Source organism: Actinoplanes sp. TFC3 (genome assembly GCF_001553785.1).
Taxonomy (GTDB): Bacteria; Actinomycetota; Actinomycetes; order Mycobacteriales; family Micromonosporaceae; genus Actinoplanes.
The window spans coordinates 646959-673843 of the sequence record NZ_LOJP01000002.1; the positions used below are offsets into that span (position 1 = coordinate 646959).

Genomic DNA, 26885 nt, shown 5'->3' on the forward strand with positions numbered 1-26885 from the left:
ATCCCGACGACGAGTATCACAGTGAACGGGCGATCGACACCGCTTCCACGAGGGTGTCGGCGACTGGCACGCCCGAGGCGCGCAGCCGTAGTGGGTCGGTGAAACCGCCGGTGTACAGCACTGCGGCCGCGCCGACTGCAGTGGCGGCGTCGGCATCGTCGATGGAGTCGCCGATGAGCACGCAGTCGGATCCGGCGATGTTCTGCTGGGCCAGGTGCCGGGCCAGGTGACCGGCCTTGAGCCCGCCGTCGACCTCGGTGGGCCGGCCGTCGATGCGGGCGAACACGCCGGCCAGCCCCCGCGACTCGACCGCCGGGACCAGCTCGTCGTGGAACCACATGGACAGCAGCGACTGGGTGCCGGGCCAGGCCCTGATGGCCAGCTCGGCGTCGGCGACCAGCGGGATGGTGGTCAGGCCGACCCGGTACGCCTCGTGGAAGATCCGATCGAGCTCCTCGAACTCCTCGTCGGTGATCGCCCGTTCTAGGATCTCGGCGTAGAACTCGGCGACCGGCCGGCGAAAGCGCGAGCGGTGCTCGTCGGCGTCCACGCTGCGCCCGCCGATAGCGGCGAACGTCTGATTCGTCGAGTCGACCACCAGCGTCAGGTCGTCGAGCAGAGTGCCATTCCAGTCCCAGACAAGATGAGTACGCGCCACTGCGCGAGGTTACAGCCGAGGGGTACCCGGCGGTCGAGCCATATCCCGCAGCAGGCGTTCTTCCTCGACCCGCCAGTAGCCGTGCTCCTTGCCGTCGAGCAGCACCACCGGCACCCGGTCGCTGTAGTCGCGCTGCAGCTCAATCGACTCGTCCACGTCCACCCGGGTCCAGTCACCGGGGGCGATGCGGTCGAGCACCCGTTCGGCGTCCTCGCACAGGTGGCACCCGGCGCGGCTGATCAAAGTGACCCGGGTCATCGGAGATCTCCTTTGCGTACCTTGCCGATGGCGGAGTGCGGCAACTCACCGACCAGCTCGATGCCGGCCGGAAGCTTGAAACGGGCGAGCTGCGCGGCGAGGAAGACGTGCAGCTCAGCCGGGGTGGGCGCCGGATCCAGGGCGGAGACAACATAGGCGTACGGCGCCTGCCCGCTGCGTTCGTCGGCCACCGCGATGACAGCGGATTCAGCCACGCCGGGATGGGCGTCCAGCACGCGCTCGATCTCGGCCGGATACACGTTGAAGCCGTTCACCAGGATGAGCTCGCCGATCCGGTCGACCAGCACGAGATCCCCGGCGGCGTCGGCGTAGGCGATGTCCCCGGTGGCCCACCAGCCGTCCGCGTCCGGGCCGTCCCTGCCGTCGGGCCAGTAACCGGAGAACAGGTTGGCCCCGCGCACCACTATCTCGCCCGGGTCGGTGCCCTCGGAGTCGAGGTCGAGCTCCCAGTCGTCGTCCGGGCCGGCCGTGGCCACCCCGTCGCGCCACACCACCACGTCGTTGGCCGACCGTAGCCGCAGGGACACCCCGGGCAGCGGGCGGCCGATCGAGCCGATCTTGGTGCGATCGCTCACCGCGGTAGTGGTGAGCACCGGTGCCGCTTCAGTGAGGCCGTACCCGATCAAGATGCTCTTGCCGGTCGCGGCCGTGAAGCGCGCCGCAATGCCGGGGTCCAGCGGCGCCGCGCCACAGACGGCGGTGCGCACGCGGGCGAGGTCGACGTCCGGCACGAGCGACCAGGCGGCATACATGGACGGTACGCCGACCAGCGCCGTGACCTCGTGTCGCGCAATCAGCCGCACCGTCTCAGCCGGGTCGAACCGGTCCACCAGCACGCCACAGGCGCCATGATGAGCCACCGCCCCCAGCCCGGTGTTCAGCCCGTAGGCGTGAAAGAACGGGATCGCGAGCAGCACCACGTCGTCCGCCCCGAGCACCGGTGGCTCGATCCGGGCCAGCTGTGCGTTGTTGGCTGTCAGGGCCCGGTGGGTGAGCATCGCGCCCTTGGGCCGCCCGCTGGTCCCCGAGGTGTAAAGGAGCACCGCGAGGTCGTCGGCAGCCGGTCCTCGCACGGCCAGTGGCGGACCGTCACCGTCCAGCTCCTCTTCCACCACGTACGAGGCCCGGCAGTCGGCGAGCACATACTCCCGTTCGTCGGCGGTGTATCCGGGGTTGAGCGGAACCGCCACGAGCCCGGCGCGCAACGCGGCGAAGTAGGCCACGGCGAAGCCGACGGTGTTGCCGAGGATGATGGCCACCCGGTCGCCCGGCGCCGCGACAGAGGTCAGGTGGCGGGCGGCCCGCTCGACCCGCGTGTCCACTTCCGCCCAGGTCAGCACCGTGTCACCGGCGATCAGCGCGGGGCTGTCCGGGCGCCGCCGCGCTGCTTCACGTACCGGATCAATCGCTGGCGCCGCGCTGAGATCTCCCACGACGCCCGAGTCTGGCACAACCGGGTACGAACCGGCAGAGACGCACAGACTGTGCGCGACCGGTTCCAGGGTGTCATCCATCCTGACAGAACGAGAGCGTGACCACTCCGTGCCGCTCCGTGGTACTTCGTGCTGATTTGCGGCGACGCACACATTGTGCGACTGCCCGGGTGCACAAGCCGCAATACTTCGCCTCTGTGTAACGGAGTCCACATTCCGTGGGTGAGGACGGCCCGCCAGACCGGGGCCGCTTCACCCCTTTTGCTGTAGATAGCACGCGGTTTCGTGGACCCGGATCAGCTTCGATTCCCCCTCAGCGACGGCCCGCCGGGTCAAGGAGGCGCAGTGAGTCATGTGTACGCCGGCGATCCGTTCAGCCGCGGATTCGCGGCCCACCCGAGCGTGCCGGAGGGGCTGAGCTCGCTTCGGGAGGGCGTCGCCAACGCCATCCGGGGCGACGGCCCCAAGCGGACCCGCAACCGGCCGCACATCAACGAGTCCCCCAGCCGGCCGCTGCTGCCGGGCACCGGGAACTCCAAGAGCGGCCGCGTGGCCGCGCCCGGCCGCCCCCAGCCCCCGCAGCAGCCCGGCCCCGAGCGCCGGGTGGACGGTGACCAGGCGGTCGTCGTGCCTACCCAGAGCACCACCGGACCGCCCAGCGAGTCCGAGCCACCCAAATATCCGGCCCGCCCCGACCCCGGGGACGCCGCCGCCGAGGTGTGGGCGCTGGTCGAACGTGCGCAGGCCGGTGACTCCGCCGCGTTCGGGCTCATCTACGACCGCTACGTCGACACTGTCTTCCGCTTTGTCTACTTCCGGGTCGGCAACCGCCAGCTCGCCGAGGACCTGACCTCCGACACCTTCCTGCGCGCCCTCAAGCGCATCGGCAGCTTCACCTGGCAAGGCCGCGACCTGGGCGCCTGGCTGGTCACGATCGCCCGCAACCTGGTAGCCGACCACTTCAAGTCCGGCCGCTACCGCCTCGAGGTCACCACCGGCGACGTCCTGGACGCCGACCGCGAGGACCGGGGACCCGAGGGCAGCCCCGAGGCCGCCGTGGTGGACCACATCACCAACGTCGCCCTGCTCACCGCGGTCAAGCAGCTCAACCCCGAGCAGCAGGAGTGCATCGTGCTGCGCTTCCTGCAGGGCTTCTCGGTGGCCGAGACCGCGCAGACCATGGGCAAGAACGAAGGCGCCATCAAAGCGTTGCAGTATCGGGCCGTACGGGCGCTCGCCCGGTTGCTGCCGGAAGGGTTCCAGTGGTAACCCGGACCATATCCCGGAGGAATCGCCCGATTAGCCCGATATCGATGCCTGATCCGGCTGTGGCCCTGCTCGCACCCGTAACCGCGCCCGCCGGTCGAGCGTTTGTCCGGGTGCGACCCGTGGTGGACCAACGGTCCGCCGGTTCCGTCGCGTCCGCCGGCTCCGTGGCCGGCGGGTCACTCACGAGCGAAGGGAGGTGCCCTCGGTGACCTTCGATTTCCTTGATCGCCGGAGCGCCGAGCGCTTCGCGGAGCTTCTCGACGAGACCACCGCGGGACGGCGCCATCACGCCCGGGGCCAGGCGGATGAGCACCTCGCCGAATTGGTCGCCATCGGGCACAGCCTCTCCGCGGCACGCCCGGCGGCCCAGGTCGATCCGGAGTTCCGGATGGGGCTGCGCGCGATGCTGGTCGCGACGGCCGAACGGGACGGCATCGGGGCCTCCGCCCAGCCCACCGACGATCCCAGCGAAGCCGCAGTGCCCGCCCGCAAGCTGCTGGGCAGGACCGGTAAGCGGCTGCGTGCCCGCGGCGCCATCATCATTGGCGTCGCCGCCGGCGCCATGGCGGTCTCCGGCATCTCCGCGGCCAGCGAGAACGCCTCCCCCGGCGACGCCCTGTACGGCGTCAAGCGCTCCACGGAACGCGCCCAGCTGGCCATGGCCGGCTCGGACATCACCCGCGGTCAGCTGTCGTTGACGTTCGCCCGCAACCGGCTCACCGAGGCGGTAGCGATGAACGGCGGCAACGCCAAGTTCGGCGACGCGCTGGACGACATGGACGCCGACACCAAGGAAGGTGTCAAGCTGCTCACCTCCGCCGCTGTGGTCCGCAAGGACGCGGCCGGGCTGGTGTCGGTGGACTCCTTCGTGGACGGCCAGCGGCGCCTGCTCACCCCGGCGCTGGAGCAGCTCGACGGCTCCAACCGGGTGCGGGCGTTGGCCTCGATGAGCCTGCTCGACAACGTCGAACGGCGCGCCGAGAACGTACGAAATGGCCTGTCCTGTGATGCCTCTCAGGATGATCCCGACGCGCTGGGGCCGAAGCTCAAGTCGTGCACGACAGGGGTGGCCGAGACGCCGGCGGAGGACCGTCAGCAGGGCCAGACCTCGGCGCCGGGCAAATTGAAGACCAAGGACGACAAGGACTCCGGGGTCAACGGCCAGACCAAGAAGTCGGTGCAGCCCAAGACCAGCGACGAGCCCACCGCCGAACCGGATCCGACGCGGACGAGCACAAGCAAGGGCAAGGGTAAGGGCACGGGTACGGGCAGCGATGACGGCGAGGCGACCGGCTCCGGCTTGGCTCCCGATGCGACCGAGCCGCCGGTGACCGCGACCCTGGACCCGGAACCGACCATCTCGGACGACCCGGCCAACCCGTCGACAGCGGAGGACAAGGGGTTGCTCGGCGGCCTGCTCGGCAACCTGTTCGGCAGCGGCGAAAAGTAGCGCCCTATACATGGCGAGGGGCGGTGCCGACTTCTAAGAGTCGGGGCCGCCCCTCACTGTCTATTGTACCGGGCTCACCGGCCGAAGGCGTCGGGCCTTTTCTCCAGCAGTGTGAGCAGCGTGGCCTGAATCGTCTCGCGGACCTGATCGGCGAGGTTGTAGACCACCATCGGGTCGTCGGCGTATTCGGTGAGGTGCGCGGTCGGGATGGGCGGGCAGAACTCGATCATCCACTTGCTCGGCAGCGGAATCAGCCCGAGCGGCCCGAGCAGCGGGAACGTCGGGGTGACCGGGAAATAGGGGATGCCGAGCAGCCGGGCCAGCGGCTTGAGGTCGGCCAGGATCGGATAGATCTCCTCGGCGCCGACGATCGCCACCGGCACGATCGGGGTGCCCGTGCGCAACGCCGCCGAGACGAACCCGCCGCGGCCGAAGCGCTGCAGCTTGTAGCGCTCGGAGAAGCGCTTGCCGATGCCCTTGAAGCCCTCCGGGAACACGCCGACCAGCTCGCCGTCGCTCATCAGGCGCTCGGCGTCGGGGTTGCAGGCCACCGTTGCGCCGGCCTTGCGGGCCAGCTCGGAGAGTACCGGCACCGAGAACACCAGGTCGGCGCCGAGCAGCCGCAGGTTGCGCCGGTCGGGGTGCTGATCGCGCAGGGCCGTGGTGAGCATGAGGGCGTCCAGCGCCAGCGTGCCGGAGTGGTTGCCGACGATCAGGCCGCCACCGGTGTCGGGCACGTTGTCCACGCCGAACACCTCGGTGCGGAACCAGTCGCGGTAGAGCACGCGCAGCATCGGGTGGAAGACGGTGTCGGTGAGGTCGCGGTCGAAGCCGAAATCGTCGACCTCGTACGCCCCAGCCAGCCGGCGACGCAGGAAGGCCAGCCCCTTGGCGATCCGCTGATCCCAGATGTCCACCGGATCGGCCAGCGGTTCCGGGATCGGGCGCTTGCCGTTGAGCGGCTTGGGCGGAGCGGGCCGGGGCAGCACGAAGTCGGCGTGACCGGGCAGCGCCTTGTGGTACTCGTCCTGGGTCATGAGTTCACGTCCGTACGCTCGGCGGCGGCCCGGACCTGGCGGATGCCGTCCAGGATCGCGCGCTCGGCAGCGGCCAGCCGGTCGGCGGTCAGCGAGGAGCCGGTGCGGTGCCCGGCGATGAAGTCCTCGAACGCGGCGGCCGTGGTGCGCGGGGTGAAGCCGAATTCCTTGACCAGCCGGGCGGTGTCGACCACCCGGCCGTGCACGAACAGGTCGATCTGGTCGAGGCCGATCTGCCCGATGCCCACGGACCGGGCCACCGCCGCCAGCGAGGACAGCGTGCCCTCGGGCAGCGGCAACGACAGCCGACCGGCCCGGCGCACGGCTTGCGAGAGCGCGAGGACCCCGGCGCCGGCGACGTTGTACGTGCCGGGGTGGTCCTCGATCACCGAGCGGTGCAGGATCTCCAGCGCGTCGTCGACGTGCACGAACTGCAGCCGGGCGTCGCGGCCCAGCACAGTGGCCACCATCGGCCGTGCGAAGTAGCGGGTCAGGGTGGTGTTCGCGGTGTTGCTGATGAACGGCGCAAACCGCAGCACGGTCGCGGCTACCTCGGGGCGGCGGCGCCGGAAGCCGCGGACGTAGCCCTCGATGTCGAGGATGTCGCGTGCGAAGGAACCCCGCGGCACGGCCCGGGGCTCGGTGTCCTCGGTGAACACGGCGGGGTCGCGGAACGACGCACCGTATGCGGCCGTGGAGGAACGCATGACCAGCTTGCGCAGCTTGGGGGCACCCTGTGCGGCGGCGAGCAACTGCATCGTGCCGATGACGTTGTGCTCTTTCATGGCCGCGCGACCGCCGTGCTGCGGATCGGGTGCGCTGGTCACGGCCAGGTGCACGAGCGCCTCGGCACCAAGATCGGCAACGACGGCGGTGGCCGCGCGCGCGTCGGCCTGGATCAGCTCGACATCCGCCAACTGACCCGCGAGGGCCTGCGGCGGTTCGTGCGGATCCAGACCGATGACGCGTTCGACCCGCGGGTCAGCGGCAAGCCGGGACGCCACCCGGGCGCCAAGATAGCGGCTGACCCCGGTGACCACGACAACGCGCGGCGGAGCCGCGGCTTCAGACGACACCACGGGCGCGCCTCTCACGTGCGGCTGGTCGAGACAAGGCAAAGACGCGGGCCGGGCAGCACGCCCGGCCGGGCGTCACTTGCCGAGACGGCGACGCTGAACGCGGGTCTTGCGCAGCAGCTTACGGTGCTTCTTCTTCGCCATACGCTTGCGGCGCTTCTTGACCACGGAGCCCATACGTCATGCCTCTCGAAACCATGTGGAGCCGGTGGCGGCGCGCAGAGGCACGCCGACCGGACTGCTAGCGGTCTGCCCCCGGCCCACAGCGGTGAAACGCAAGCGGGTATCACGGGGCGAACCGCTCCAGCGTAGCGGCCCACTCGGCAAGGAACCAATCGACCCCTCAGGCCGTCTGGGAGAAGGCTCCACGCAGGTACGTGTGCACGGCGTGCTCGGGCACCCGGAACGAGCGTCCTACGCGTACCGCGCTGAGTTCATTGCCATGCACCAGCCGGTACACGGTCATCTTGGAGACACGCATGAGCGCGGCCACCTCGGCGACGGTCAGGAAGCGCACCTCGGCGAGGCGTTCCTCAGTCTGGGCTGGACCCGTCATCTGCTCGCACCGATCCTAGGTTCAGGCGCCCTACCCGGGCCGGTAGTGGTACCGGGACAGTTGGCGCGTATGTCACCTGAACGGTATCGAGGTATCTGTGATCAATGCGATACGTTCCGTGAAATCGCACCCGTTGAAGTCAAGCCGACACGCGCGAGCCTGCCGGTTATTTGCGTGATGTGAGGGCCTTGGCGAAGAAAGCGACGTTTGCCGGGCGCTCGGCCAGGCGGCGCATCAGGTAGCCGTACGACTGCTGGCCATAGGGCACATAGACGCGCACGGTGTGCCCGGCACCGGCCAGGCGGGCCTGCTCCTCCGGGCGGACGCCGAAGAGCAGCTGGAACTCGAACTCGTCGGCCTGGCGGTCGAACCAGCGCGCCCGGTCCTCGGCGATCGCGATCAGCCGGGGGTCATGCGTGGCCACCATCGGGTAGCCCTCGCCGGACATCAGGATGTTGAGGCAGCGCACGTACGCCTTGTCGACGTCGAGCGCGGACTGGTAGGCCACCGACTCGGGCTCGGCGTAGGCGCCCTTGCACAGCCGCACCCGCGAGCCGGCCGTGGCCAGCTCGCGGCAGTCGCCCTCGGTGCGGCGCAGGTAGGCCTGCAGCACCGCACCGGTGCCGGGGTAGTCCTTGCGCAGCTCGCTGAGGATCTCCAGGGTCGAATCGGTGAGTGTGTGGTCCTCGGCGTCAAGGGTGACGGTGGTGCCCGCGTCCGTGGCGGCGGCGCAGATCGCGCGGGCGTAGTCGTACGCCATCCGGTCGTCGGCCTTCTGGCCCACTGCCGACAGCTTCAGGCTCACCTCGGCCGCCGGCGTCAGCCCGGCGCTCTTCAACCGGCCCAGCAGCAGCAAATACTGGTCGCGGGTGGCGGCCGCCTGCTCCGCGGTCAACGTGTCCTCACCGAGGTGGTCCAGGCTCACCGCCAGTCCGTCGTCGGCCAGGACCCGGCTGGTGCGCAACGCGTCGTCCACCCCGGCCCCGGCCACGAAGCGCTGGACGATCCCTTTGCTCAGCGGGACGGCGGTGACCAGCCGCTCCATCCGGGACGACCCGGCGGCGGCGAGAAAGACGGAACGCAGCATGGCCTGAGCGTATATCCACAGCGCCGCGCTCTCGACCATGTCCGTACGCCGCCGGGGCGGTTACCGTTGTCGGGTGAACTTCGATGCGTACGCGCGGACGGCCGTCGACTTGGTGAACGCGAGGCTGGATGACCTCGGCGGGCTCAAGGCGCTGTTCACCGGTGAGGAACTCGCCTGGATGGGCGACGAGGTCACCGAGAAGGACCTCGCCGGGCTGCGTCGCGCTCAGCGCCGGTTGCGCGAAGTCTTCGAGTACGGCACCAGCGGGCGCGACGCCGACGTGGTCACCGAGCTCAACTCGCTGCTGGAGGCCTATCCGGTGCAGCCCCGCATCTCCGGGCACGACGCCGGCGACTGGCACATGCACGTCACCGGGCGGGGCGCCTCGGTCGGTGCGGAATACCTGGCCGGCGCGGTGTGGGGGCTCTCGGTCTGGCTGTGTGAATACGGCAGCGCCCGGTTCGGCATCTGCGCCGACGAGCGCTGCGGCAACGTCTATCTGGACACGTCGTCGAACAACTGCCGGCGCTTCTGCTCCGAGCGTTGCGCGACCCGCTCGCACGTGGCCGCGCACCGCGCCCGCAAGCGCGCGGCGACGACTCTTACGCCCGCGTAATCGCCGGCGAGTCCGACTCCGCCGGGGTGAGGTAGCGGCGGGCGAACTCCAGCGATTCGCGCAGGTCCTGCACGCGAACCTCGCGATTGGCAACCTTGCGGGTGGACACCTCCAGCGCCACCGAGCCGGTGAAGCCGCGCCCGGCCAGCGACCGCAGCAGCTCCGCGCACGGCTGGGTGCCCCGGCCGGGCACCAGGTGCTCGTCTCGCCCCTCGCCGCTGCCGTCACCCAGGTGCACGTGCTTGAGCCCGGTCCCCATCCGGTCGGCCATCGCCAGCGAATCGGTGCGCGCGGCGGCACAGTGCGACAGGTCCAGCGTGTACGCGTCGTAGCTGGCCTCGGTGGGATCCCAGCCCGGCACGTACGGCACAAAGGAACGCCCGGCCATACGTACCGGATACATGTTCTCGATCGCGAACGTCGTGTCCGGGTGCCGCGCCTGCACCTTGGCCAGCCCCTCGGCGAAGTTGCGCGCGTAGTCACGCTGCCAGGTGAACGGCGGGTGCACCACCACGGTCGGCGCGCCGAGCGACTCGGCGAGCTGGGCGGCCCGGGTGAGCCGTTCCCACGGGTCCGGGCTCCACACCCGTTGGGTCACCAGCAGACAGGGCGCATGCACCGACAGCACCGGCACGTCATAGTGCTTCGCCAGCCCCTGCAGGGCACCGGCGTCCTGACTGACCGCGTCGGTCCACACCATGATTTCGACCCCGTCGTACCCCACCGTGGCCGCCATCTCGAACGCGGCGGCGGTCGGCTCGGGGAACACCGAGGAGCTGGACAGCAGTACGGGGACATCCGAAGTCACAGGGTCAAGGGTAGTCCGGCCAGTCATCGCTGCCACTGGGTCGCCGGGATACACCACGCAAAACGGTCCGCCCGCGCGCTGGGCTTGTGCCTGCCCGCGTACGCTTGCGCAGGTGAGTCGCCGCACCCAGCTCCGTATCGTCCTGGACGACACGGCTGCCGCCCGCGCCCGCGAGGTTGACCTGGATTTCCCTCGCGAGTGGATCGAGTTCACCGACCCCGCCGACGACCAGCACGTGGTCCGCGCCGACCTGACCTGGCTGCTGTCCCGGTGGACCTGCGTGTTCGGGTCGGCCTGCCACGGCATCATCGCCGGTCGCGCGCAGGAGGGGTGCTGCTCGCACGGGGCCTTCTTCACCGACGCCGACGACGAGAACCGGACGAAGGCCGCGGCCGCCAAGCTGACCCCGGAAACGTGGCAGCACTACCGGCGTGGGTTCAAGAACTACACCGAGATGGACACGATTGACGGGTCCAAGCCGGCCCGGCGCACCGCCACCCAGGCCGGGGACGGGCCGTGCGTGTTCCTCAACGATGCCGATTTTGCCGGGGGCGGGGGCTGCGCCCTGCACGCCCAGGCGCTGCGCGACGGGGTGCACCCGCTGACGTACAAGCCGGATGTGTGCTGGCAGTTGCCGGTGCGCCGGGAGCAGGACTGGACCAAGCGCCCCGACGGCACCAAATACCTGTTGTCCACGCTCACCGAGTTCGACCGCCGCGGCTGGGGGCCGGGCGGGCACGATCTGGACTGGTGGTGCACGTCTTCACCGGACGCCCACGTGGGCACCGAGCCGATGTACAAGTCGTATGGTCCCGAGCTGGCCGCGCTGATCGGCCAGGAGGCGTACACCGAGCTGTCCCGGCTGTGCGACGCCCGGCTGGCCGCCGGGGTCGTGGCCGTGCACCCGGCCACCGCAGCGGCAGCCGCGGCCGCGAAGCCGAAAAAGCGGGGCGGCCGCGAACCGGCCACCCCGCCTCAGACTCCTCAGGGCTCGAACTTGTAGCCGAGGCCGCGCACGGTCACGATGTAGCGCGGCGCCGACGGCTCCGGCTCGACCTTGGAGCGCAGCCGCTTGACGTGCACGTCAAGGGTCTTGGTGTCACCGACGTAGTCGGCGCCCCAGACCCGGTCGATGAGCTGGCCGCGGGTCAGCACCCGGCCGGCGTTGCGCAGCAGGAGTTCGAGCAGCTCGAATTCCTTGAGCGGCAACTGCACGCCGGTGCCGTCCACGGTGACGACGTGGCGTTCCACGTCCATGCGCACCGGACCGGCGGCCAGCGTCGGCGTGGTGACCTCGGCCGCCTCGGCACCCTGGCGGCGCAGCACCGCGCGGATCCGGGCGACCAGCTCCCGCGGCGAGTACGGCTTGGTCACATAGTCGTCGGCGCCGATTTCCAGCCCGACCACCTTGTCGATCTCGCTGTCCCGGGCGGTCACCATGATGATCGGGACGGCGGAGCGCTGCCGTAGCTGACGGCACACCTCGGTGCCCGACATCTCGGGCAGCATGAGGTCGAGCAGGACGATGTCGGCGCCGGTCCGGTCGAACTGGGTCAGCGCCGAGGTGCCGGTCGGTGCGACCGAGACCTCGAAGCCCTCCTTGCGGAGCATGTACGACAGGGCGTCGGAGAACGACTCTTCATCCTCGACCACGAGCACGCGAGCCAATGGGTTTCCTTTCCTGCTTCCGCCGGCCGTCAGGCCGAGGGGAGCCCGGCCGCGCCGGACTCGATCTCAATCGCCGCCGGTAACGGCAGCGGGGATTCCGGGGGTCGCGCCGGTAGGCGCAGGGTGAACGTCGAGCCACCACCAAGGGTGCTGGTGACCTCGACGCGGCCGCCGTGGTTGGTGGCGATGTGCTTGACGATCGCCAGGCCCAGTCCCGTGCCGCCGGTGGAGCGGGACCGTGCCTGGTCGGCCCGGTAGAAACGTTCGAAGATCCGGTCGACGTCGTGCGGGGCGATGCCGATGCCCTGGTCGGTGACGTCGATCTCGATCCAGTCGTCGTCCTGGCGCATGGTGAGCAGGACCTGGGTGTCCTCGCCCGAGTACGCGATGGCGTTCTCCACCAGGTTCGTCACCGCGGTGGCGACCTGGCTGTCGCTGCCGTACACGGTCGCGCCCTTGGGACCGGTGTAGGCCACCTCGATGCTCTTGGCCGAGGCGGTGGTGCGGGTGCGGTCGACCACCTCGGCGATCACCCAGTCCAGGGCTACCGGTTCCGGGGTGGGCAGCGGCTCCGCGCCCTGCAGCCGGGTCAGTTCGAGCAGCTCGTTCACCAGCCGGCCCATCCGGGCGGATTCGTGGTGGATGCGCTCGGCGAAGCGGCGGGCCGCGATCAGATCCTCGGATTGGGCTTCCGGGGCCGTCTCGGGCAGCTCGGTCGCGTCAAGCAGCGCCTCCGCCAGCAGCTGCAAGGCACCAATCGGCGTCTTGAGCTCGTGGCTGACGTTGGCCACGAAGTCGCGGCGGACCCGGGCCAGGCGGTGCGACTCGGTCACATCGGCGGCCTCGACCGCGACGTGCGTGGTGTTCAACGCCACCGCGCGCAGGTGCAGGCCGAGCGGGGCGCTTGTGCTTCCGGCCCGGCCGCGTGGCAGATCAAGTTCGACTTCCCGGCGTACGCCCGTACGGCGCACCTGCCCGGCGAGCGTCCGCAGGATCGGGTGTGCAGCGATCGTGCCCGGCGCCCCACCCGAGCGCAGCAGGCCCATGGCCCGCGCCGCCGGGTTGACCAGCACCGGCTCGTCCTCGCCGTCGAGTACGACCACGCCGACCCGCAGCGAGTCGAGGCTCTTGCGGCCCAGGCCCTTGAGCCCGTGCTTGCCGACCCGCTCCTCGTCCTCGGTGTCGATCTTTCGTCCCCCCTCGATCGGTCCAGCGGCGCCGGCCACACGTTTGTGCACGCCGAACCGCTGGGTACGGGACAGCAGCAGGCCCACGCCCACGCCGGCGGCGAGCGCGATGATGATGGCCGTGCTGTACACCGTGTCCACGCAGCGATCGTAGGGTCTTTGTTTACCTGGACCGTACGCTGAAACGGACATATCCGGCGCACTTCGAAGAAAGTTCACCACCCGGTCCGGCGTCGTTCATCGCCGTTCATGTCCACGCCGCCGAGCCCTCTTAGCGTGACTCATGCAAGCCCTGCTCACCAACGGCTGCCGGCCCGGCGCGGGCAGCCCACAACCCCGGGAAGACAACATGCGCGAGGAGTTTCAGGCCGATCTCAACGAGGTCAGTCGCCTGCTGGTGACGATGGCGGAGGCGGTGCGCGCGGCGTTGCGCAAGGCGACGACCGCCCTGCTGACCGCCGACCGGGAGGCCGCCGAAGCGGTGCTGGCCCGCGATGCCGAGGTGGATGAGATCTACCGTCAGGTCGAGACCAAGGTGGCCGACACCATCGCCCGCCAGGCCCCGGTCGCCTCCGACCTGCGCATGGTGATCACCGCACTGCACATCTCGGCGGACCTGGAGCGGATGGGCGACCTGGCCGAGCACGTGGCCAAGACCGCGCTGCGCCGGCACCCCTCCCCCGCCGTACCGGCCGAACTGCGCCCGGTGTTCCGGCAGATGTCCGAGGTCGCCGACCAGATGGCCGACAAGATCACCAACGTCCTGGCCAGCCCCGACGCCAACCTGGCGGCGGAGCTAGAGAAGGACGACGACGCGATGGACGACCTCGAACGCGATCTGTTCAAGGTCCTGCTGGCCGACGACTGGCCGTACGGGGCGGAGACTGCTATCGATGGCGCGCTGCTGGGCCGCTTCTACGAGCGCTACGCCGACCACGCCGTGAACTCCGGCGAGCAGATGATCTATCTGATCACGGGCGAGCAGGTCTGATCGACCTTCTGAGAGGTCGAGAGCCGGGGCGCCACCGGGGCGCCCCGGCTCTTCCGTGTGCTCAGCGTCCCTGGTTGGCGACCGCGGCCGCGGCTTCCTTGGCGGTCTCCGGGTCCAGGTAGGCACCGCCGGCGGTGATCGGGCGCAGCGCCTCATCGAGGTCGTAGCGCAGCGGGATGCCGGTGGGGATGTTCAGCTTGGCGATCGCCTCGTCGGAGATCTGGTCGAGGTGCTTGACGATCGCGCGCAGCGAGTTGCCGTGCGCGGCCACCAGCACCGTCTTGCCCGCCAGCAGGTCCGGCACGATCGCGTCGTACCAGTAGGGCAGGGCGCGCAGCAGGACGTCCTTGAGGCACTCCGAGCGCGGCTTGATCTCGGGCGGCAGGTTGGCGTAGCGGGCGTCGTCGAACTGCGAGTACTCGTCACCGTCGGCGATCGGCGGCGGCGGCACGTCGTACGAGCGGCGCCAGAGCATGAACTGCTCCTCGCCGAACTCCTCGAGGGTCTGCTTCTTGTCCTTGCCCTGCAGCGCGCCGTAGTGGCGCTCGTTGAGCCGCCAGGAGCGCCGCACCGGGATCCAGTGGCGGTCGGCGGTGTGCAGGGCGATCTCGCTTGTCCGGATGGCGCGGCGCAGCACGCTGGTGTGCACCACGTCGGGCAGCAGGCCGTGCTCCTTGAGCAACTCACCGCCGCGGCGGGCTTCGGTCTCCCCCTTGGTGTTCAGGTCCACGTCGACCCAGCCGGTGAAGAGGTTCTTGGCGTTCCACTCGCTCTCGCCGTGGCGCAGCAGCACAAGGGTCCCAGTCATGAGATCCATCATGACCTAGTGCCCAACGACACCGGGAAACCGGGCTGCGCTCGTACCCGAGGATTATTAGGTTGTAAGTCCTCACGGTTTTACTGGTGCTTACAGATCGGGGACTGAGCGTGCGCGGGTGGTTACGGGAAGCGGCTGGCGGGCTGCCTCGGCAGTTCTGGTTCCTCTGGGCCGGCACGCTGATCAACCGGCTCGGCGCGTTCGTGGTGCTCTATCTGGCGATCTACCTCACCCAGGACCTGCACTTCACGCCCAGCAAGGCCGGTCTTGTGCTTGGCGCCTACGGCGTGGGCGGCGCGGCCGGCACCCTGACCGGCGGGGTGCTCGCCGATCGCTGGGGGCGGCGCCCGACGATGCTGACCTCCCAGTTCGCGGCCGCAGTGCTGATGCTGGCGCTGGGCTTCGCCGACGGTTTTTGGCAGTTGCTGCTCGGCACGCTGGTGCTGGGGCTGTTCACCGAGGGCGTCCGCCCGGCGTTCCAGGCGATGATGATCGACGTCGTGCCGGATGCCGACCGGGTCCGGGCCTACTCGCTGAACTACTGGGCGATCAACCTCGGTTTCGCCTGCTCAGCGGTGCTGGCCGGGCTCGCCGCGAAGGCCAGCTATCTGCTGCTGTTCGTCGTCGACGCCGGTTCGACACTGCTCACCGCCTGCATCAGCCTGATCTTCCTCGCCGAGACGCGGCCGGTGCGCGCGGCGATCCGGCGGGTCAAGGGCCCCGGGCTCGGCACGGTCTTCAAGGACCGGGTGTTCGTGGTCTTCCTGGTGCTCAACTTCCTCATCGTGCTGGTGTTCATGCAGCACACCTCGACGCTGCCGATCGCGATGACCACGGACGGGCTGAGCACCTCCACGTTCGGCTGGGTGATCGCCATCAACGGCTTGATGATCGTGCTCGGGCAACTGTTCGTGCCCAAGCTGATCGACGGGTACAACCGCTCGCGGGTGCTGGCGCTGGCCATCCTGATCGTCGGGGCCGGGTTCGGGCTGACCGCGTTCGCCGACTCGGCCGGCTTCTACGCGGTGACCGTGGTGGTCTGGACGCTCGGCGAAATGCTGCAGGCGCCGTCGAACTCGGCCCTGGTCGCCGAGCTGTCGCCGTCGCTGTTGCGCGGGCGCTACCAGGGCGTCAACTCACTGTCCTGGTCGGCGGGCTCGGCGCTGGCCCCGGCCATCGGCGGCTTCGTGCAGCAGCACGGCGGCAACGTGGTGCTGTGGCTGAGTTGTGCGGCGATCGGCGGGGTGGTGGCGGCCGGCCAGTTGCTGTCCGGCCCGGCCCGCGAGCGGCGGGCCAGCGAGCTGCGCGTCTCCGAGCTGTCCCCGTCGGAGCCGCCGGTGGCCACCGAGATCCTGCACGAGGAGGACGTCACCCCACCAGTTCCGCCACGACCAGCTCAGTAAGGTCGATGTTGGGCAGCAGCCGCCCTTGCGCCTCGGCGCCGATCTTCACCAGCGGGCCACGCTGCAACAGCGCACCGGGATCCGCGCTTTCCTTCTGCGGGCTTTCCTCCCACACCGAGTCCTCGATCGCGTGCAGGGCGGGCACCACGAAGCCAACCAGCTCGCCGCCGGGCGCGTCCACCAGCAGCACCCGGGCGGTAGCCGGGTCGGGGGCGTCGGCGATGCCGAGCAGCGCGGGCAGCGAGAGCAGTGGCACTGACAGCTTGCGGTGGGTGAAGATGCCCTGCAGCGGGCCGCCGCTGTCCAACCCGATCGCATGCTGCGGGTACGGCAGGATCTCGGTGATCTGGCTCAGCGGGGTGGCCGCTTCCATTCCCACGCTGTAGGTCAGGAACTTGCGCACGCTCGGCACCACCCGGCGGCCATCCGGCACATCCTTGTCCGCGCCCGCCTTGGTCACCACCGCGGCCCGCGCCGGCTCGTCCTCCTGACCCGACGCCGACACCCCGAGGCTGCCCAGCGCGTCGAGTTCCGCATCGGCCCGCAGCGCCGCGCCGTCGAGCAGCAGGTGCTGAGCGCCCGCCTCGGTGCGCAGCACGCCGGTCAGGAAACCGTCCTTGCGCATACCGACCGGAGGCAACGGCAGAACATCATTCACCGGTACGGTCGCAATGTCGGCGATGTCGGAGACGGTCAGCACCACCAGCCCGCGTGGCACCGCCAGGACCAGGCCCCGCAGGTTGCCGTCGTCCGGCACGCTGCCCAGCCCCAGCATCTTGAGCGGGTCCACCGCCGGCACCGCCCTGCCGTGCAGGTGCACCACGCCCCGGCAGGTATCCCCGTCGAGCGGCGACGGATTCAGGGTCATCTGGGGGATCACCGAGTGCACGTGACCGACGTCGATGCAGAGCCCGATCGGGCCGCAGCGCAACAGCAGGACCGTACGCCGGGTGCTGTCGGTGTTGATGTCCCCCAGCTCCACCCCCGACGTGCGCGAGCCGGTGTCCCGCACGACCGGCACGCCGGGGATGCGGGAGATCGCCTCGGCGTCCAGCAGCGACACCACAGCGCCGTCCTCGGGGCGCTCGAAGGTGTGTGAGAAAAGCGCCGAGCGCTCCCCGGCCACCAGCGTCTCCATCAGGGCCTCGTCGGTGATCCGCGCGACACCTTCGATCTGCTGGGCGAGCAGCCCGAACATCTGGTCGCCGACCGCCACGATCACGATCACCCGGCCGGTTTCCTCGTCAAGCTCCGGATATCCGGCCAGCCGGCACAGGTCCAGCACCGGGATCACCACGTGCCGCAGGTTGACCGCGCCCAGCAGGCCCTCGGCGGTCACCGGCAGCGGGTCGAACGCGGGCGGGCGCAGGATCACCTCCCGCAGCTCGTCCAGCGGCAGCGCGACCCGGACCCGGCCGGTGTGGAAGACCCCGTAGAGGGCCTCAACGCTCGTCACTTGGCCGGCCCGCCCTCCGGCGCCATCGCGGCGTCGGTACCGATCAGGTCGTTGATCAGCTGGTTGACCGAGCGGGAGGCGCTCTGCTGCAACTGCGTCGAGTCGGCGATCCGCTTGATCGACTCGCTGGTCGACGCCACGCTCTTGAGGATCTGGCCGAACGCGCTCTGCGCCCGGTGCGACACCTGCGAACCCTGCCCGACGCGCTGCGCCGACTCGTGGATCAAGGTGGTGATCTCCCGGGCCGCCTCGGACGAGCGCTCGGCCAGCTTGCGCACCTCGCCGGCGACCACGGAGAAGCCGACGCCGTGCTCCCCGGCACGGGCCGCCTCGATCGAGGCGTTGAAGGCCAGCAAGTTGGTCTGGCTCGCAATCTCGCCGATCACGTTGACGATCGCCGCGATCTGGTCCGAGGACTTCTCTATCAAGTCGATCGCCTCGATGGACTTGCGCAGCTCCTCGTAACCCTCCTGGGCGTTGTGCTGGGTCTCGCCGGCCAACGAACTGGCCTGCTGCGCGCTGACCACGATCTCGTCGATCGAGCCGGTGAGCGCGTTGATCGACTCGCTCATCTCGCGGGTCTTGGCCGACAGCAACTGCTCCAGCTGCACCTGGTCGGTGATGTCGTGGGCGTACTTGACGACCTTGAACGGCTTGCCCTGCATGTCGAAGATCGGGTTGTACGTGGCTTGGATCCACACGTCCCGGCCGAACTTGCCGATCCGGTGGAAGCGCCCGGTCAGGTATTCGCCCTTGCGCAGCCGCAGCCAGAAGTCGCGGTATTCCGCCGAGGTCACGTAGTCGCCGGTGCACAGCATGCTGTGGTGCTGGCCGACCAGTTCACGGGCCGAGTAGCCCAGGGTGCGCTGGAAGTTCTCGTTCGCCATCAGGATCATGCCTTCGAGGTCGAACTCGATGACCGCCTGCGCCCGGTTGATGGCGTGGTCCTTGCCCTCGTACTCGGCGTTGCGCAGCTTGGTGGCGGTGATGTCGGTGGCGTACTTGACCACCTTGTAGGGCCGGCCATCCAGGTCCAGGATCGGGTTGTAGGTGGCTTGCAACCAGATCTCGCGCCCGCTCTTGGCCACCCGGCGGTACTCGCCCGAGTCGAACTCACCGCGGCCCAGCTTTTCCCAGAACCGCAGGTACTCCGGGGAGGCCGCCTCCTCCTGGGTGACGAACATGCGGTGGTGCTGGCCGCGTACCTCATCGAGCGAGTAGCCGGTGGAGTCGAGGAAGTTGCGGTTGGCGTTGAGCACCTTGCCCGTCAGGTCGAACTCGACAACCGCCTGCGCCCGGCCGATCGCGGAGACCTTGCCCTCGTACTCGGCGTTGCGCAGCTTACCCTCTGTCACATCCGAGGCGTACTTGATCACCTTGAAGGGCCGACCTTCAAGATCAAAGATGGGGTTGTACGACGCCAGCAGCCACACTTCCTTGCCGCCCTTGCCGACCCGCTTGTACTCGCCGACCTCATACTCACCGCGGGACAGACGCTCCCAGAACCGGGTGTACTCGGGGCTGCGGGCCGCCTCGGGCTCCATGAAGATGCGATGGTGCTGGCCGCGGATCTCGTCAAGCTTGTACCCGACCACGCTGAGGAAGTTGTCGTTCGCGTCAAGGACGCGCCCATCGAGGTCGAACTCCACCACTGCCTGCGCCCGGCCGATCGCGGAAACCTTGCCGACGTATTCGGCGCTGACGGTCTTCGCCTCGGTGATGTCGGAGGCGTACTTGACGACCTTGAACGGGCGCCCATCGAGATCGAAGATGGGGTTGTACGAGGCCTGCAGCCAGACCTCCCGGCCACCCTTGGCCAGCCGCTTGTACTCGCCGGCCTCGAACTCGCCACGGGACAGGGCCTGCCAGAAGTTGCGGTACTGGGCACCGCGGGCTTCCTGCTCCTCCACGAACATCCGGTGGTGCTGACCGACCACCTCGTCGAAGGTGTAGCCCATCGTGTTCAGAAAATTCTGGTTCGCGTTGAGGATGAGGCCGGACAGGTCGAACTCGATGACCGCCTGCGAGCGGCCGATGGCGTTCACCTTGCCCTCGTCCTCGGCGTTGCGCAGCTTGGTCTCGGTGACATCCAAGGCGTATTTGACGATCTTGTACGGCTTGCCGTCCAGGTTGAAGATCGGGTTGTAAGTGGCCCGTATCCACACCTCGCGCCCGCCGCGCCCGACCCGCTTGTACTCCCCGGACTCCACGTCGCCGTTGCGCAGGCGCTCCCAGAACTGCTGGTACTCCGAGCTTTCGACGTACCGCTCCTCGCACAGGATCCGGTGATGCTGCCCGACCAGGTCGCCGAGGCCGTACCCCATGAGCTCCAGAAAGTTCTCGTTCGCCGTGAGAATCAAGCCGTCCAGGTCGAACTCGATGACCGCCTGCGCCCGGTCGATGGCGGCATACTTGCCCTTGAGCTCGACCACCTGACGCCGATCCTCGGTGATGTCGTACCCGGTGATCAGCACCAATTGACCCTCGGAAGCCTTCACCCCTGGCGCCGGAGCCACCGGACCGCAGTTGAGCCGCAACCACTTGTGCCGGTCGGAGCTGTCGACGATCTCAAGGACCTGCTCGAGGTACTCACCGCTGCGCGCCGCATCCACCATCCGGTCGATCGCCGTACCGGAGGCGTTCCAGATCTCGCTCAGCCGCTTGCCGAGAACCTCGGACTCGTCGCGCCCGATCAAGGTGTAGAAGCGCTCGTTGGCTGCTTGCACACTGCCCGAGCGGGCGTTGACCGTGGCGATGATGCGCTCGTGCATGAGCAGCGAGAGCGAGGCTTGCTGGAGCGAGGGATCCGTCTCCAGTGCAGAGGCGGGCTGGGCCATGAGGGCTCCTGGCGTTGTGATCCGGGTGCGGTTCGGTGTCTGATCCCCCGATCGGCGGTTGACGGAGATTCCTGAGCGAGTCTTGAGGTTCGCGGGGAATTGGCCTTACGGGCGAAAGTGGCATCCTCCGTGAGGTTCGAGTTGCCGGCTGTGACGGTTCAGACAGATGGCAGACAGCCAACTGGCTTGTGGGGCTTGACGCCCCCAACTAGCGTGGTCGATGAACGTCGAGCCGTTAGTTCGGGGAACGGGCTGACCCTCCGCTTTCGTAGCGGGGGTCACCGCGGATCGGCGTTCGGGGACGGGTGGCATCAGCCGTTGGGGGACGGCGCGACCCGAGACCGGCGGTTTGTGCGGGCGACGCCTATGGGGATGGGCGTCGTCCGCCGCCGCCGGCGCTACCAATTCTCTGGCTGGGGCTCAGCCCGAGCTTCCAGAAACCGTGACACCGGTTTTGGCACGGATGGCGGCCACGCGGCGTTCGCGGGCCGGTCCGGCCACCAAGTGCAGCCCCGCCGCGACCACCCCGATCCCCGCCGTGATCACCCAGTGCCCCTTGCCGAAGAACTGCAAGCTGGCCCCACCAAGCGCAGGCGCCAGGAACGCCGCCGCCGGAAAGGTCAGGAAGAACACCGACTGGTAGCGCCCCCGCAGCTCAAGCGGCGCCAGCTCGGAGTTGATCTCGGCATTCGGCGGCGCTGCCAGCATGGAACCGATGGTCCAGATCGCCGCGGCGGTCAGGTACAGCGCCAGGCCATGTGCGACCGAAAGCAGGCCGAACCCGGTGGCCATGATTGCCAGCGAAACCGCCAGGACCCATGCCTTGGCGCGGCCGTCGATCAACTTTGGTACGAACAATTGACCGACAACGATCATGGTGCCGCTGAGCGCGGTGAGCAGTCCGTAAGTCGCGGCGCCCAGTCTGTCGGCGTTCATGGCCAGCGGGACGATGGTATTCGTTTGGCTGTACAGCAGGGACTGCAGCAGGGTCAGGCCGACGAAGACCAGAAAGATCCGGTCGGCCAGCGGCGTCCGCAAACCCCGTTCGACCGGCACCGCGGCAGCCGTCCGGGTCTCGGGCACCTTCCAGGCGATCAGCAGGCCGGTAACCAGCGTCGACGCGGCGTCAATGAGGAACATGCCGGCGTAGCTCCACTGGGCCAGCACCCCGGCCAGCAGCGACGCCCCGGCCATCCCCAGGTTGAACGCCCAGAACTGCAGGTTGAAGGCCCGGGAGCGGCGCTCGGCGGGCACCACGTCGATGATGGCCGCCACGAACGCGGGGCCGGGCATCGATTGCATGATCCCCAGCAGCAGAGCCAGCGCCGCGATCATCGTCAGGTTGGTGCTGAGCGCCAGCACCACCATCACGCCCGCGGTGGTGAAGTGCGAGAGCAGCAGCGTGGCGCGTCGGCCCCAGCCATCGGTGAGCACGCCGCCCAGCAGGGTGCCGCCAATCCCGCCGATGCCGTATGCCCCGGCGATGAGCCCGGCCATCGCCGTACTGGCGTCGCGCTGGACGGTCAGGTAGAGCGACAGGAACAGGACGGCGAACCCACCGACCCGGTTGATCAACAGGCCGGTCCACAGGAACCAGTACGTTGCCGGTAGCCCGCCGGCTGCGTCCGCCCACCATCGGCCGATGCGCATCAGGCCTCCCACTGGCAACTAACTTTACAGAACCGGTGGAAGGGTATCCATCAGTCCGTGCGTTCGGCCAGGTGGGCGAAGGCTTGCAGGTTGGCCAGCGACTCGCCGCGCTTGACGCGCCACTCCCACTCGCGCTTGATCGCCGAACCGAAGCCGATTTCCAGCATGGTGTCGAAGGACTCGTCGGCGTAGGTCAGCACCGAGCCGAGGAGCCGGTCGAGTTCGTCCTCGTCGAGGCCCTTGAGGCCGACCCGCCCGGTCAGATAGATATCACCGGCGGTGTCGATGGAGAACGCGACGCCGTACATGCGGGCATTGCGCCGCAAGAGCCAGGCCCACAGCTCCTCGTGCTTCTCGTCGGGGTGGCGCATCACGAAGGCCTCGATGCGCAGCGCGTGCTCGCCGACGATCAGGTTGCAGGCGGTCTTGAGCTTGTGGGTGCCCGGGATGCTCACCACCCAGGAGGAGTCGCCGGTGGGCTCGCAGGGCAGCTCGCGCTCCGCGCAAACGCGTTCGATGAGGGCGCCGATGTTGTTCACCACGAGAACGAGCCTGCCAGACGAGCAGCGATGAGCGCACGATGCTCCTCGACCGCTTCGCGGTAGACGCGCAACAACTCCGAGGCCGTACGGTCCCAGGAGAAGTTTGCCGCGTGCCGCACCGCACCCACTGACAGTTGCAGCCGCCGCGCCGGTGACTGCAGCAGCTCGCCCAGCACGCGGGACCAGTCCACTGGGTCGTGCCCGTTGATCAGGACACCGCTGACGTTGTTGGTGACCGCGGTGACCAAGCCGCCAACCGCCGCCGCGACCACCGGGGTGCCGCAAGCCTGCGCCTCGACCGCGACCAGGCCGAACGACTCGTTGTGCGAGGGCACCGCGACCAGGTCCGCGGCCCGGTAGAGCGCGGCAAGCTCGTCGCCGGTCTGCGGGGGCAGAAACCTGACTTTCTCCGAGACGCCGAGCGAGGACGCCAGCTCGATCAGCGAGGTGGGCCGGTCGAGCCCGCTGCCGCTGGGGCCGCCGCAGATGACCACTGTGACGTCGGCCTCGCGCAGCGGGCTCGCGGCCAGCGCGCGGATCAGCACGTCAGGGCCTTTCAGCGGCTGGATGCGGCCGACGAAGGCGATCACGTGACTGCTCCTGGGCAGGCCGAGCCGGTGGCGGTCGGCGCGCTGGCTGCCGCCGGGGCGGAATCGGCCGAGGTCGACGCCCGGTTGCACGACGGTCAGCCTGGGCGGGTCGGCGTCGTAGCAGGTGACCAGGTCCTGCGCCTCGAAGCGGGTGTTGGCCACGAGCCGGTCGGACTCGGCGATCACCTGCTCCTCGCCGATCACCCGCGCCTTGGGCTCGGGGCGGTCCCCGGTCGCGATGAACCGGTTCTTGACCTTGGCCAGGGTGTGCGCGGTGTGCACGTGCGGCACCCCCCACCGTTCCCGGGCCAGCCAGCCGACCTGGCCGGACATCCAGTAGTGCGAGTGGATGAGGTCGTAGTAACCCGGCGGGCGGGCCGCTTCGGCGCGTAGCACGCCGTTGGTGAAGGCGCACAGCTGCGAGGGCAGCTCCTCCTTCGAGAGGCCTTCGAAAGGCCCCGCTGTGACATGCCGCACGGTCACGCCAGGCGACATTTCCACTACCGGGGGCAACTCACTCGACGTGGCCCGGGTAAAGATCTCCACCTCGACGCCGAGCTGGGCGAGCCGCTTGGAGACCTCGACGATGTAGACGTTCATGCCGCCCGCGTCGCCGGTACCCGGCTGTTCGAGCGGTGAGGTGTGCACCGACAGGGTGGCGATCCGACGGGGAGTGGGCCAGCGGCCGGCGGCCCGCGTTCCTGCCACGTGGTGTCCCTTCTCAAAGCGAGCAAACGTTTACGTAAAACCTTTACGCCGCCGTTCATCTTCCCCGTCCCGGCGTGCTGAATCCCACCGCAGGCGGCTGGGGGTGACTCAGGTCATGAGGCAGGATCAGGTCATGGTGCAGAAGAAAATCGCCGTGGTGACCGGAGCGTCCAGCGGTATCGGTGCAGCGACCGCGCGCCGGCTCGTCGGTGAGGGCTTCCATGTCGTCGCGGTGGCCCGCCGGGCCGACCGGCTGGCGGAGTTCGTCAAGGAGGCCGGTGACGACGCCGCGACCGCGGTGGTCTGCGACGTGACGTCCGGCGAAGCGGTCGAGCAGCTTGCCGCGGCGGTGGCCGGGCTCGGGGGTTCGCTCACCCTGCTGGTCAACAACGCCGGCGGCGCCCGCGGGATGGATCCGGTGGCGCAGGGCTCGGTGGCGGATTGGCAATGGATGTACGACGTCAACGTGCTCGGCACCCTGCGCGTCACCAAGGCCCTGCTGCCCGCCCTTGAGGCCAGCGGCGCCGGGACCGTGGTGACCGTGGGCTCGACCGCCGCGTTCACCGTTTACGAAGGCGGCGCCGGATACACGGCCGCCAAGCACGCGCAGACCGCCCTGGTCGGCACGCTGCGCCTGGAGCTGGCCGGCAAGCCGGTGCGAGTGATCGAGATCGACCCCGGCATGGTGAAGACGGACGAGTTCTCCAAGAACCGCTTCGGCAACCAGGACAAGGCGGACGCGGTCTATGCCGGGGTCCGGGAGCCGCTGGTGGCAGAGGACATCGCGGACTGCATCGCCTGGACCGCCACCCGGCCGCAACATGTCAACATCGACCGGCTCGTGGTGCGCCCGATCGCGCAGGCCGCGCAGCACAAGGTCGTGCGCGACCAGAGTTCGTAATGCGTCCGCTGGGCGCGGTGACCCGGGGGACCACCAACCCCAACCGGCTGCGTCGCATCGACAACTTCATCGCGTACCGCTGCGGGGATCTGCTGGCCGGGGCAGCGCACCCGCTGGTCGTTGATCTCGGCTATGGCGCCACCCCGATCACGGCGATCGAGCTGCGCTCGCGGCTGGCCACGGCGGTCCGGGCGGACGTGGCGGTGGTCGGTCTTGAGATTGATCCGGTACGGGTGGCCGGCGCGCAACCGTTCGCCGACCCGCCCGGCCTGCAGTTCCGCCGGGGCGGCTTCGAGCTGGCCGGCCTCGCACCCACCGTGGTGCGGGCGTTCAACGTGCTGCGCCAGTATCCCGAGGACGAGGTGGCCGCCGCGTGGCGGACGATGACCGCCGGCGGCGCGGTGCTGATCGAGGGCACCTGCGACGAGCTGGGCCGGATCGCCACCTGGGCGGTGATCGAGGCGGGGGCACCGGCCACGCTGACGCTGTCGGCGCGATTGTCCGATTTGGATCATCCGGCGACGTTTGCTGAGCGGCTGCCCAAGGCGCTGATCCACCACAATGTGCCGGGCCATCCGATCCACGACTTGCTCGCCGAGCTCGGTGCCGCCTGGGAGGCCAGCGCGACGCCGTTCGGCCCCCGGCAGCGCTGGCTGGCCACCGTTGAGCGGTTCCGGCAGCAGTGGCCGGCGCAATTCGCCCCGGCGCGCTGGCGCCGGGGCGAATTGACAGTGCCGTGGACCTTCTGAGCCCTACTTGGTGATGCTGACGTTGAAGATCGGGTCGGCGGCGACCAGCTTGAACGCCGCGAGGCTGGCGGGCGAGGAGTTCACCGAGATGTCGCGGTCGCCCTCGTCGTCGCTGGCGGTATCGAAGTAGACCATCGCCTTGATCTGCGGGTGCGCCAGGATCTCGGGGACCACCGAGGCGAACGCGACCGACTTGTCGGTGCTCACCGAGCGGCGATGGTACATGCCCCACTCGGCCACCATGATCGGCTTGCTCGGGTGGTTGGTGACCGACCAGTCGTACCAGCCGAGGCTGCCACCGGTGGGCTTGCGGTCAAGGACGTCGCCCATGTCGCCGTAGTGGTAGTAGCCCTTCTCGACGCTCACGTACGAGTCCAGCCCGATCCAGTCGACGACGTCGTCACCGGGGTACAGGTCCTTCCACCAGGACTGCGCCATCCACTTCTCGTTGCCCATGTAGGCGAGCACGTTGATCGCGTTGGTGACCCCGTTGGCGCGCAGCCGCTGGATGACGTAGCGGTACATGTTCGCGTAGTCCTTGGCCGTCATGCCCGAGCCGGCCGTGGCGACCACGTCGTTCTCCGGCTCGTGGTGCAGCACCAGGAAGAACTGCTGGTTGTAGTTCTTCTTGACGTACGCCGACCACGCGTCGATGCGCTTGTCCTGCGCCCCGGCGGCAACCTTGGCCCAGGTGGAGCCGTAGGCGATCTTCCAGTTGAGCAGCAGCACGCGCGGCTTGGCCGGGTCCTGCGTCATGGCGATCTCAGCCTTGGTCGGGAACAGTTCGTCGCCCTTGTGGTACGTGTGGTAGATCGACGCGGTCCGGCCGGTCAGCGTCTCCCAGTCCTTGAGCGCCTGGTCGCGCGGGGCATCGGTGAAGCCACCGGCCGCGGCACCCCACAGCACGCCGCAGGACGGCACCAGCAGCGCACCGGTCGCACACTCGGTCGCGGGCGGCGGGGTGGTCGGCGGCACGGTCGTGGGCGGAACGGTGGTAGGCGGCGTGGTCACCGGCGGCAGGGTGGTCGGGGGCACGGTGGCCGGCGGCGTGGTCACCGGCGGCACGGTCGTGGGCGGGACAGTGGTCGGCGGGACCGTCGTGGGCGGCGGGGGGACC

26 protein-coding genes are annotated in these 26885 nt (G+C 69.2%); 8 read left to right on the forward strand and 18 right to left on the reverse strand.

The genetic code is table 11. The features are described 5' to 3' along the window. Positions 1 to 16: 16 nt before the first annotated feature. From TFC3_RS30065 to TFC3_RS30075, 3 genes are read right to left on the reverse strand one after another with little or no spacing between them, the layout of a single operon-like run. Positions 17 to 658 carry an HAD family hydrolase gene (locus TFC3_RS30065; protein ID WP_067508776.1) on the reverse strand — a complete coding sequence of 214 codons (642 nt, stop codon included), beginning with the start codon at positions 656 to 658 and terminating at the stop codon, positions 17 to 19. 9 nt (positions 659 to 667) lie between these two features. Further along, positions 668 to 916, reverse strand: coding sequence for a glutaredoxin family protein (locus TFC3_RS30070; RefSeq protein WP_067508778.1), 249 nt, complete (start codon positions 914 to 916; stop codon positions 668 to 670). After that, positions 913 to 2370 carry an AMP-binding protein gene (locus TFC3_RS30075; protein WP_067509862.1) on the reverse strand — a complete coding sequence of 486 codons (1458 nt, stop codon included), beginning with the start codon at positions 2368 to 2370 and terminating at the stop codon, positions 913 to 915. The genes TFC3_RS30070 and TFC3_RS30075 overlap by 4 nt, the downstream gene beginning before the upstream one ends. Before the next feature lie 414 nt (positions 2371 to 2784). Between TFC3_RS30075 and TFC3_RS30080 the strand changes: the two genes are divergently transcribed. Continuing rightward, a complete protein-coding gene (locus TFC3_RS30080; protein ID WP_236718610.1) occupies positions 2785 to 3639 on the forward strand; it encodes an ECF subfamily RNA polymerase sigma factor, BldN family in 855 nt (284 codons plus the stop codon). Between the two features lie 205 nt (positions 3640 to 3844). Then, positions 3845 to 5089, forward strand: a complete 1245-nt coding sequence (locus TFC3_RS30085; protein ID WP_236718528.1) for a DUF5667 domain-containing protein — start codon at positions 3845 to 3847, stop codon at positions 5087 to 5089. 74 nt (positions 5090 to 5163) lie between these two features. On the opposite strand, the gene TFC3_RS30090 is transcribed toward TFC3_RS30085, so the two are convergent. The 5 genes from TFC3_RS30090 to TFC3_RS30105 form a co-directional block, all read right to left on the reverse strand. Then, positions 5164 to 6126: a lysophospholipid acyltransferase family protein gene (locus TFC3_RS30090; RefSeq protein ID WP_082772609.1), complete on the reverse strand. Its 963-nt coding sequence runs from the start codon at positions 6124 to 6126 to the stop codon at positions 5164 to 5166. Beyond that, a complete protein-coding gene (locus TFC3_RS30095; protein ID WP_067508784.1) occupies positions 6123 to 7205 on the reverse strand; it encodes an NAD-dependent epimerase/dehydratase family protein in 1083 nt (360 codons plus the stop codon). Before TFC3_RS30095 ends, TFC3_RS30090 begins: the two co-directional genes overlap by 4 nt. A gap of 72 nt (positions 7206 to 7277) precedes the next feature. Then, positions 7278 to 7379, reverse strand: a complete 102-nt coding sequence (locus TFC3_RS36415; protein WP_007465623.1) for a 30S ribosomal protein bS22 — start codon at positions 7377 to 7379, stop codon at positions 7278 to 7280. Positions 7380 to 7545: 166 nt separating this feature from the next. After that, the gene (locus TFC3_RS30100; protein WP_015625722.1) at positions 7546 to 7758 is read right to left on the reverse strand and encodes a helix-turn-helix domain-containing protein; all 213 of its coding nucleotides are present in this window, start codon (positions 7756 to 7758) and stop codon (positions 7546 to 7548) included. Positions 7759 to 7924: 166 nt separating this feature from the next. Next, positions 7925 to 8845, reverse strand: coding sequence for a proline dehydrogenase family protein (locus TFC3_RS30105; RefSeq protein WP_067509867.1), 921 nt, complete (start codon positions 8843 to 8845; stop codon positions 7925 to 7927). 73 nt (positions 8846 to 8918) lie between these two features. Between TFC3_RS30105 and TFC3_RS30110 the strand changes: the two genes are divergently transcribed. Continuing rightward, the gene (locus TFC3_RS30110) at positions 8919 to 9461 is read left to right on the forward strand and encodes a CGNR zinc finger domain-containing protein (RefSeq protein ID WP_067508786.1); all 543 of its coding nucleotides are present in this window, start codon (positions 8919 to 8921) and stop codon (positions 9459 to 9461) included. Here TFC3_RS30110 and TFC3_RS30115 read toward each other — a convergent pair. After that, positions 9448 to 10269: a sugar phosphate isomerase/epimerase gene (locus TFC3_RS30115; RefSeq protein ID WP_067508788.1), complete on the reverse strand. Its 822-nt coding sequence runs from the start codon at positions 10267 to 10269 to the stop codon at positions 9448 to 9450. The two genes, TFC3_RS30110 and TFC3_RS30115, sit on opposite strands and share 14 nt — an antisense overlap. A 136-nt stretch (positions 10270 to 10405) precedes the next feature. Between TFC3_RS30115 and TFC3_RS30120 the strand changes: the two genes are divergently transcribed. Continuing rightward, positions 10406 to 11272, forward strand: coding sequence for a hypothetical protein (locus TFC3_RS30120; RefSeq protein ID WP_082772684.1), 867 nt, complete (start codon positions 10406 to 10408; stop codon positions 11270 to 11272). Here the strand turns inward: TFC3_RS30120 and TFC3_RS30125 are convergent. Together TFC3_RS30125 and TFC3_RS30130 are read right to left on the reverse strand one after the other, a co-directional pair. Next, positions 11254 to 11937, reverse strand: coding sequence for a response regulator transcription factor (locus TFC3_RS30125; RefSeq protein ID WP_067508792.1), 684 nt, complete (start codon positions 11935 to 11937; stop codon positions 11254 to 11256). The genes TFC3_RS30120 and TFC3_RS30125 overlap by 19 nt on opposite strands. A gap of 29 nt (positions 11938 to 11966) precedes the next feature. Then, complete coding sequence (locus tag TFC3_RS30130; protein WP_067508794.1) at positions 11967 to 13265, reverse strand: cell wall metabolism sensor histidine kinase WalK; 1299 nt, start codon at positions 13263 to 13265, stop codon at positions 11967 to 11969. 208 nt (positions 13266 to 13473) lie between these two features. Between TFC3_RS30130 and phoU the strand changes: the two genes are divergently transcribed. Continuing rightward, on the forward strand, positions 13474 to 14115 hold the full coding sequence (gene phoU / locus TFC3_RS30135; protein ID WP_067509869.1) for a phosphate signaling complex protein PhoU: 642 nt from the start codon (positions 13474 to 13476) through the stop codon (positions 14113 to 14115). Between the two features lie 61 nt (positions 14116 to 14176). Here the strand turns inward: phoU and TFC3_RS30140 are convergent, their stop codons facing one another. Beyond that, positions 14177 to 14923: a phosphoglyceromutase gene (locus tag TFC3_RS30140; protein ID WP_067508796.1), complete on the reverse strand. Its 747-nt coding sequence runs from the start codon at positions 14921 to 14923 to the stop codon at positions 14177 to 14179. A gap of 119 nt (positions 14924 to 15042) precedes the next feature. Between TFC3_RS30140 and TFC3_RS30145 the strand changes: the two genes are divergently transcribed. Continuing rightward, positions 15043 to 16335 (forward strand): MFS transporter, encoded by a 1293-nt coding sequence (locus tag TFC3_RS30145; protein ID WP_067508798.1) that lies wholly within the window; start codon positions 15043 to 15045, stop codon positions 16333 to 16335. Here TFC3_RS30145 and TFC3_RS30150 read toward each other — a convergent pair. From TFC3_RS30150 to mshA, 5 genes are all read right to left on the reverse strand, one after another. After that, positions 16301 to 17791, reverse strand: coding sequence for a chemotaxis protein CheW (locus TFC3_RS30150; protein ID WP_067508800.1), 1491 nt, complete (start codon positions 17789 to 17791; stop codon positions 16301 to 16303). The two genes, TFC3_RS30145 and TFC3_RS30150, sit on opposite strands and share 35 nt — an antisense overlap. Beyond that, positions 17788 to 20628: a PAS domain S-box protein gene (locus TFC3_RS30155; protein WP_236718530.1), complete on the reverse strand. Its 2841-nt coding sequence runs from the start codon at positions 20626 to 20628 to the stop codon at positions 17788 to 17790. The genes TFC3_RS30150 and TFC3_RS30155 overlap by 4 nt, the downstream gene beginning before the upstream one ends. A 420-nt stretch (positions 20629 to 21048) precedes the next feature. Continuing rightward, positions 21049 to 22278, reverse strand: coding sequence for an MFS transporter (locus TFC3_RS30160; protein ID WP_067508801.1), 1230 nt, complete (start codon positions 22276 to 22278; stop codon positions 21049 to 21051). Positions 22279 to 22328: 50 nt separating this feature from the next. Further along, entirely contained in the window at positions 22329 to 22817 is a 489-nt protein-coding gene (locus TFC3_RS30165; protein WP_067509874.1) for a YbjN domain-containing protein, read from the reverse strand. Continuing rightward, positions 22814 to 24118, reverse strand: coding sequence for a D-inositol-3-phosphate glycosyltransferase (gene mshA / locus TFC3_RS30170; RefSeq protein ID WP_067508803.1), 1305 nt, complete (start codon positions 24116 to 24118; stop codon positions 22814 to 22816). The genes TFC3_RS30165 and mshA overlap by 4 nt, the downstream gene beginning before the upstream one ends. A 115-nt stretch (positions 24119 to 24233) precedes the next feature. Between mshA and TFC3_RS30175 the strand changes: the two genes are divergently transcribed. Together TFC3_RS30175 and TFC3_RS30180 are read left to right on the forward strand one after the other, a co-directional pair. Next, positions 24234 to 25019, forward strand: a complete 786-nt coding sequence (locus TFC3_RS30175) for an SDR family oxidoreductase (RefSeq protein WP_236718532.1) — start codon at positions 24234 to 24236, stop codon at positions 25017 to 25019. Continuing rightward, complete coding sequence (locus tag TFC3_RS30180) at positions 25019 to 25768, forward strand: methylase (RefSeq protein ID WP_067508805.1); 750 nt, start codon at positions 25019 to 25021, stop codon at positions 25766 to 25768. Before TFC3_RS30175 ends, TFC3_RS30180 begins: the two co-directional genes overlap by 1 nt. Positions 25769 to 25771: 3 nt before the next feature. On the opposite strand, the gene TFC3_RS30185 is transcribed toward TFC3_RS30180, so the two are convergent. Next, positions 25772 to 26779 carry a glycosyl hydrolase gene (locus TFC3_RS30185; protein ID WP_082772685.1) on the reverse strand — a complete coding sequence of 336 codons (1008 nt, stop codon included), beginning with the start codon at positions 26777 to 26779 and terminating at the stop codon, positions 25772 to 25774. Positions 26780 to 26885: the final 106 nt, after the last annotated feature.

Bases quoted from the DNA above. Each gene is read 5' to 3' on its own strand.
- TFC3_RS30070 (WP_067508778.1), bottom strand. From the start codon at position 916: ATGACCCGGGTCACTTTGATCAGCCGCGCCGGGTGCCACCTGTGCGAG.
- TFC3_RS30090 (WP_082772609.1), bottom strand. From the start codon at position 6,126: ATGACCCAGGACGAGTACCACAAGGCGCTGCCCGGTCACGCCGACTTC.
- TFC3_RS36415 (WP_007465623.1), bottom strand. From the start codon at position 7,379: ATGGGCTCCGTGGTCAAGAAGCGCCGCAAGCGTATGGCGAAGAAGAAG.
- TFC3_RS30100 (WP_015625722.1), bottom strand. From the start codon at position 7,758: ATGACGGGTCCAGCCCAGACTGAGGAACGCCTCGCCGAGGTGCGCTTC.
- TFC3_RS30105 (WP_067509867.1), bottom strand. From the start codon at position 8,845: ATGCTGCGTTCCGTCTTTCTCGCCGCCGCCGGGTCGTCCCGGATGGAG.
- phoU (WP_067509869.1), top strand. From the start codon at position 13,474: ATGCGCGAGGAGTTTCAGGCCGATCTCAACGAGGTCAGTCGCCTGCTG.
- TFC3_RS30140 (WP_067508796.1), bottom strand. From the start codon at position 14,923: ATGACTGGGACCCTTGTGCTGCTGCGCCACGGCGAGAGCGAGTGGAAC.
- TFC3_RS30155 (WP_236718530.1), bottom strand. From the start codon at position 20,628: ATGGCCCAGCCCGCCTCTGCACTGGAGACGGATCCCTCGCTCCAGCAA.
- TFC3_RS30160 (WP_067508801.1), bottom strand. From the start codon at position 22,278: ATGCGCATCGGCCGATGGTGGGCGGACGCAGCCGGCGGGCTACCGGCA.
- TFC3_RS30175 (WP_236718532.1), top strand. From the start codon at position 24,234: ATGAGGCAGGATCAGGTCATGGTGCAGAAGAAAATCGCCGTGGTGACC.
- TFC3_RS30180 (WP_067508805.1), top strand. From the start codon at position 25,019: ATGCGTCCGCTGGGCGCGGTGACCCGGGGGACCACCAACCCCAACCGG.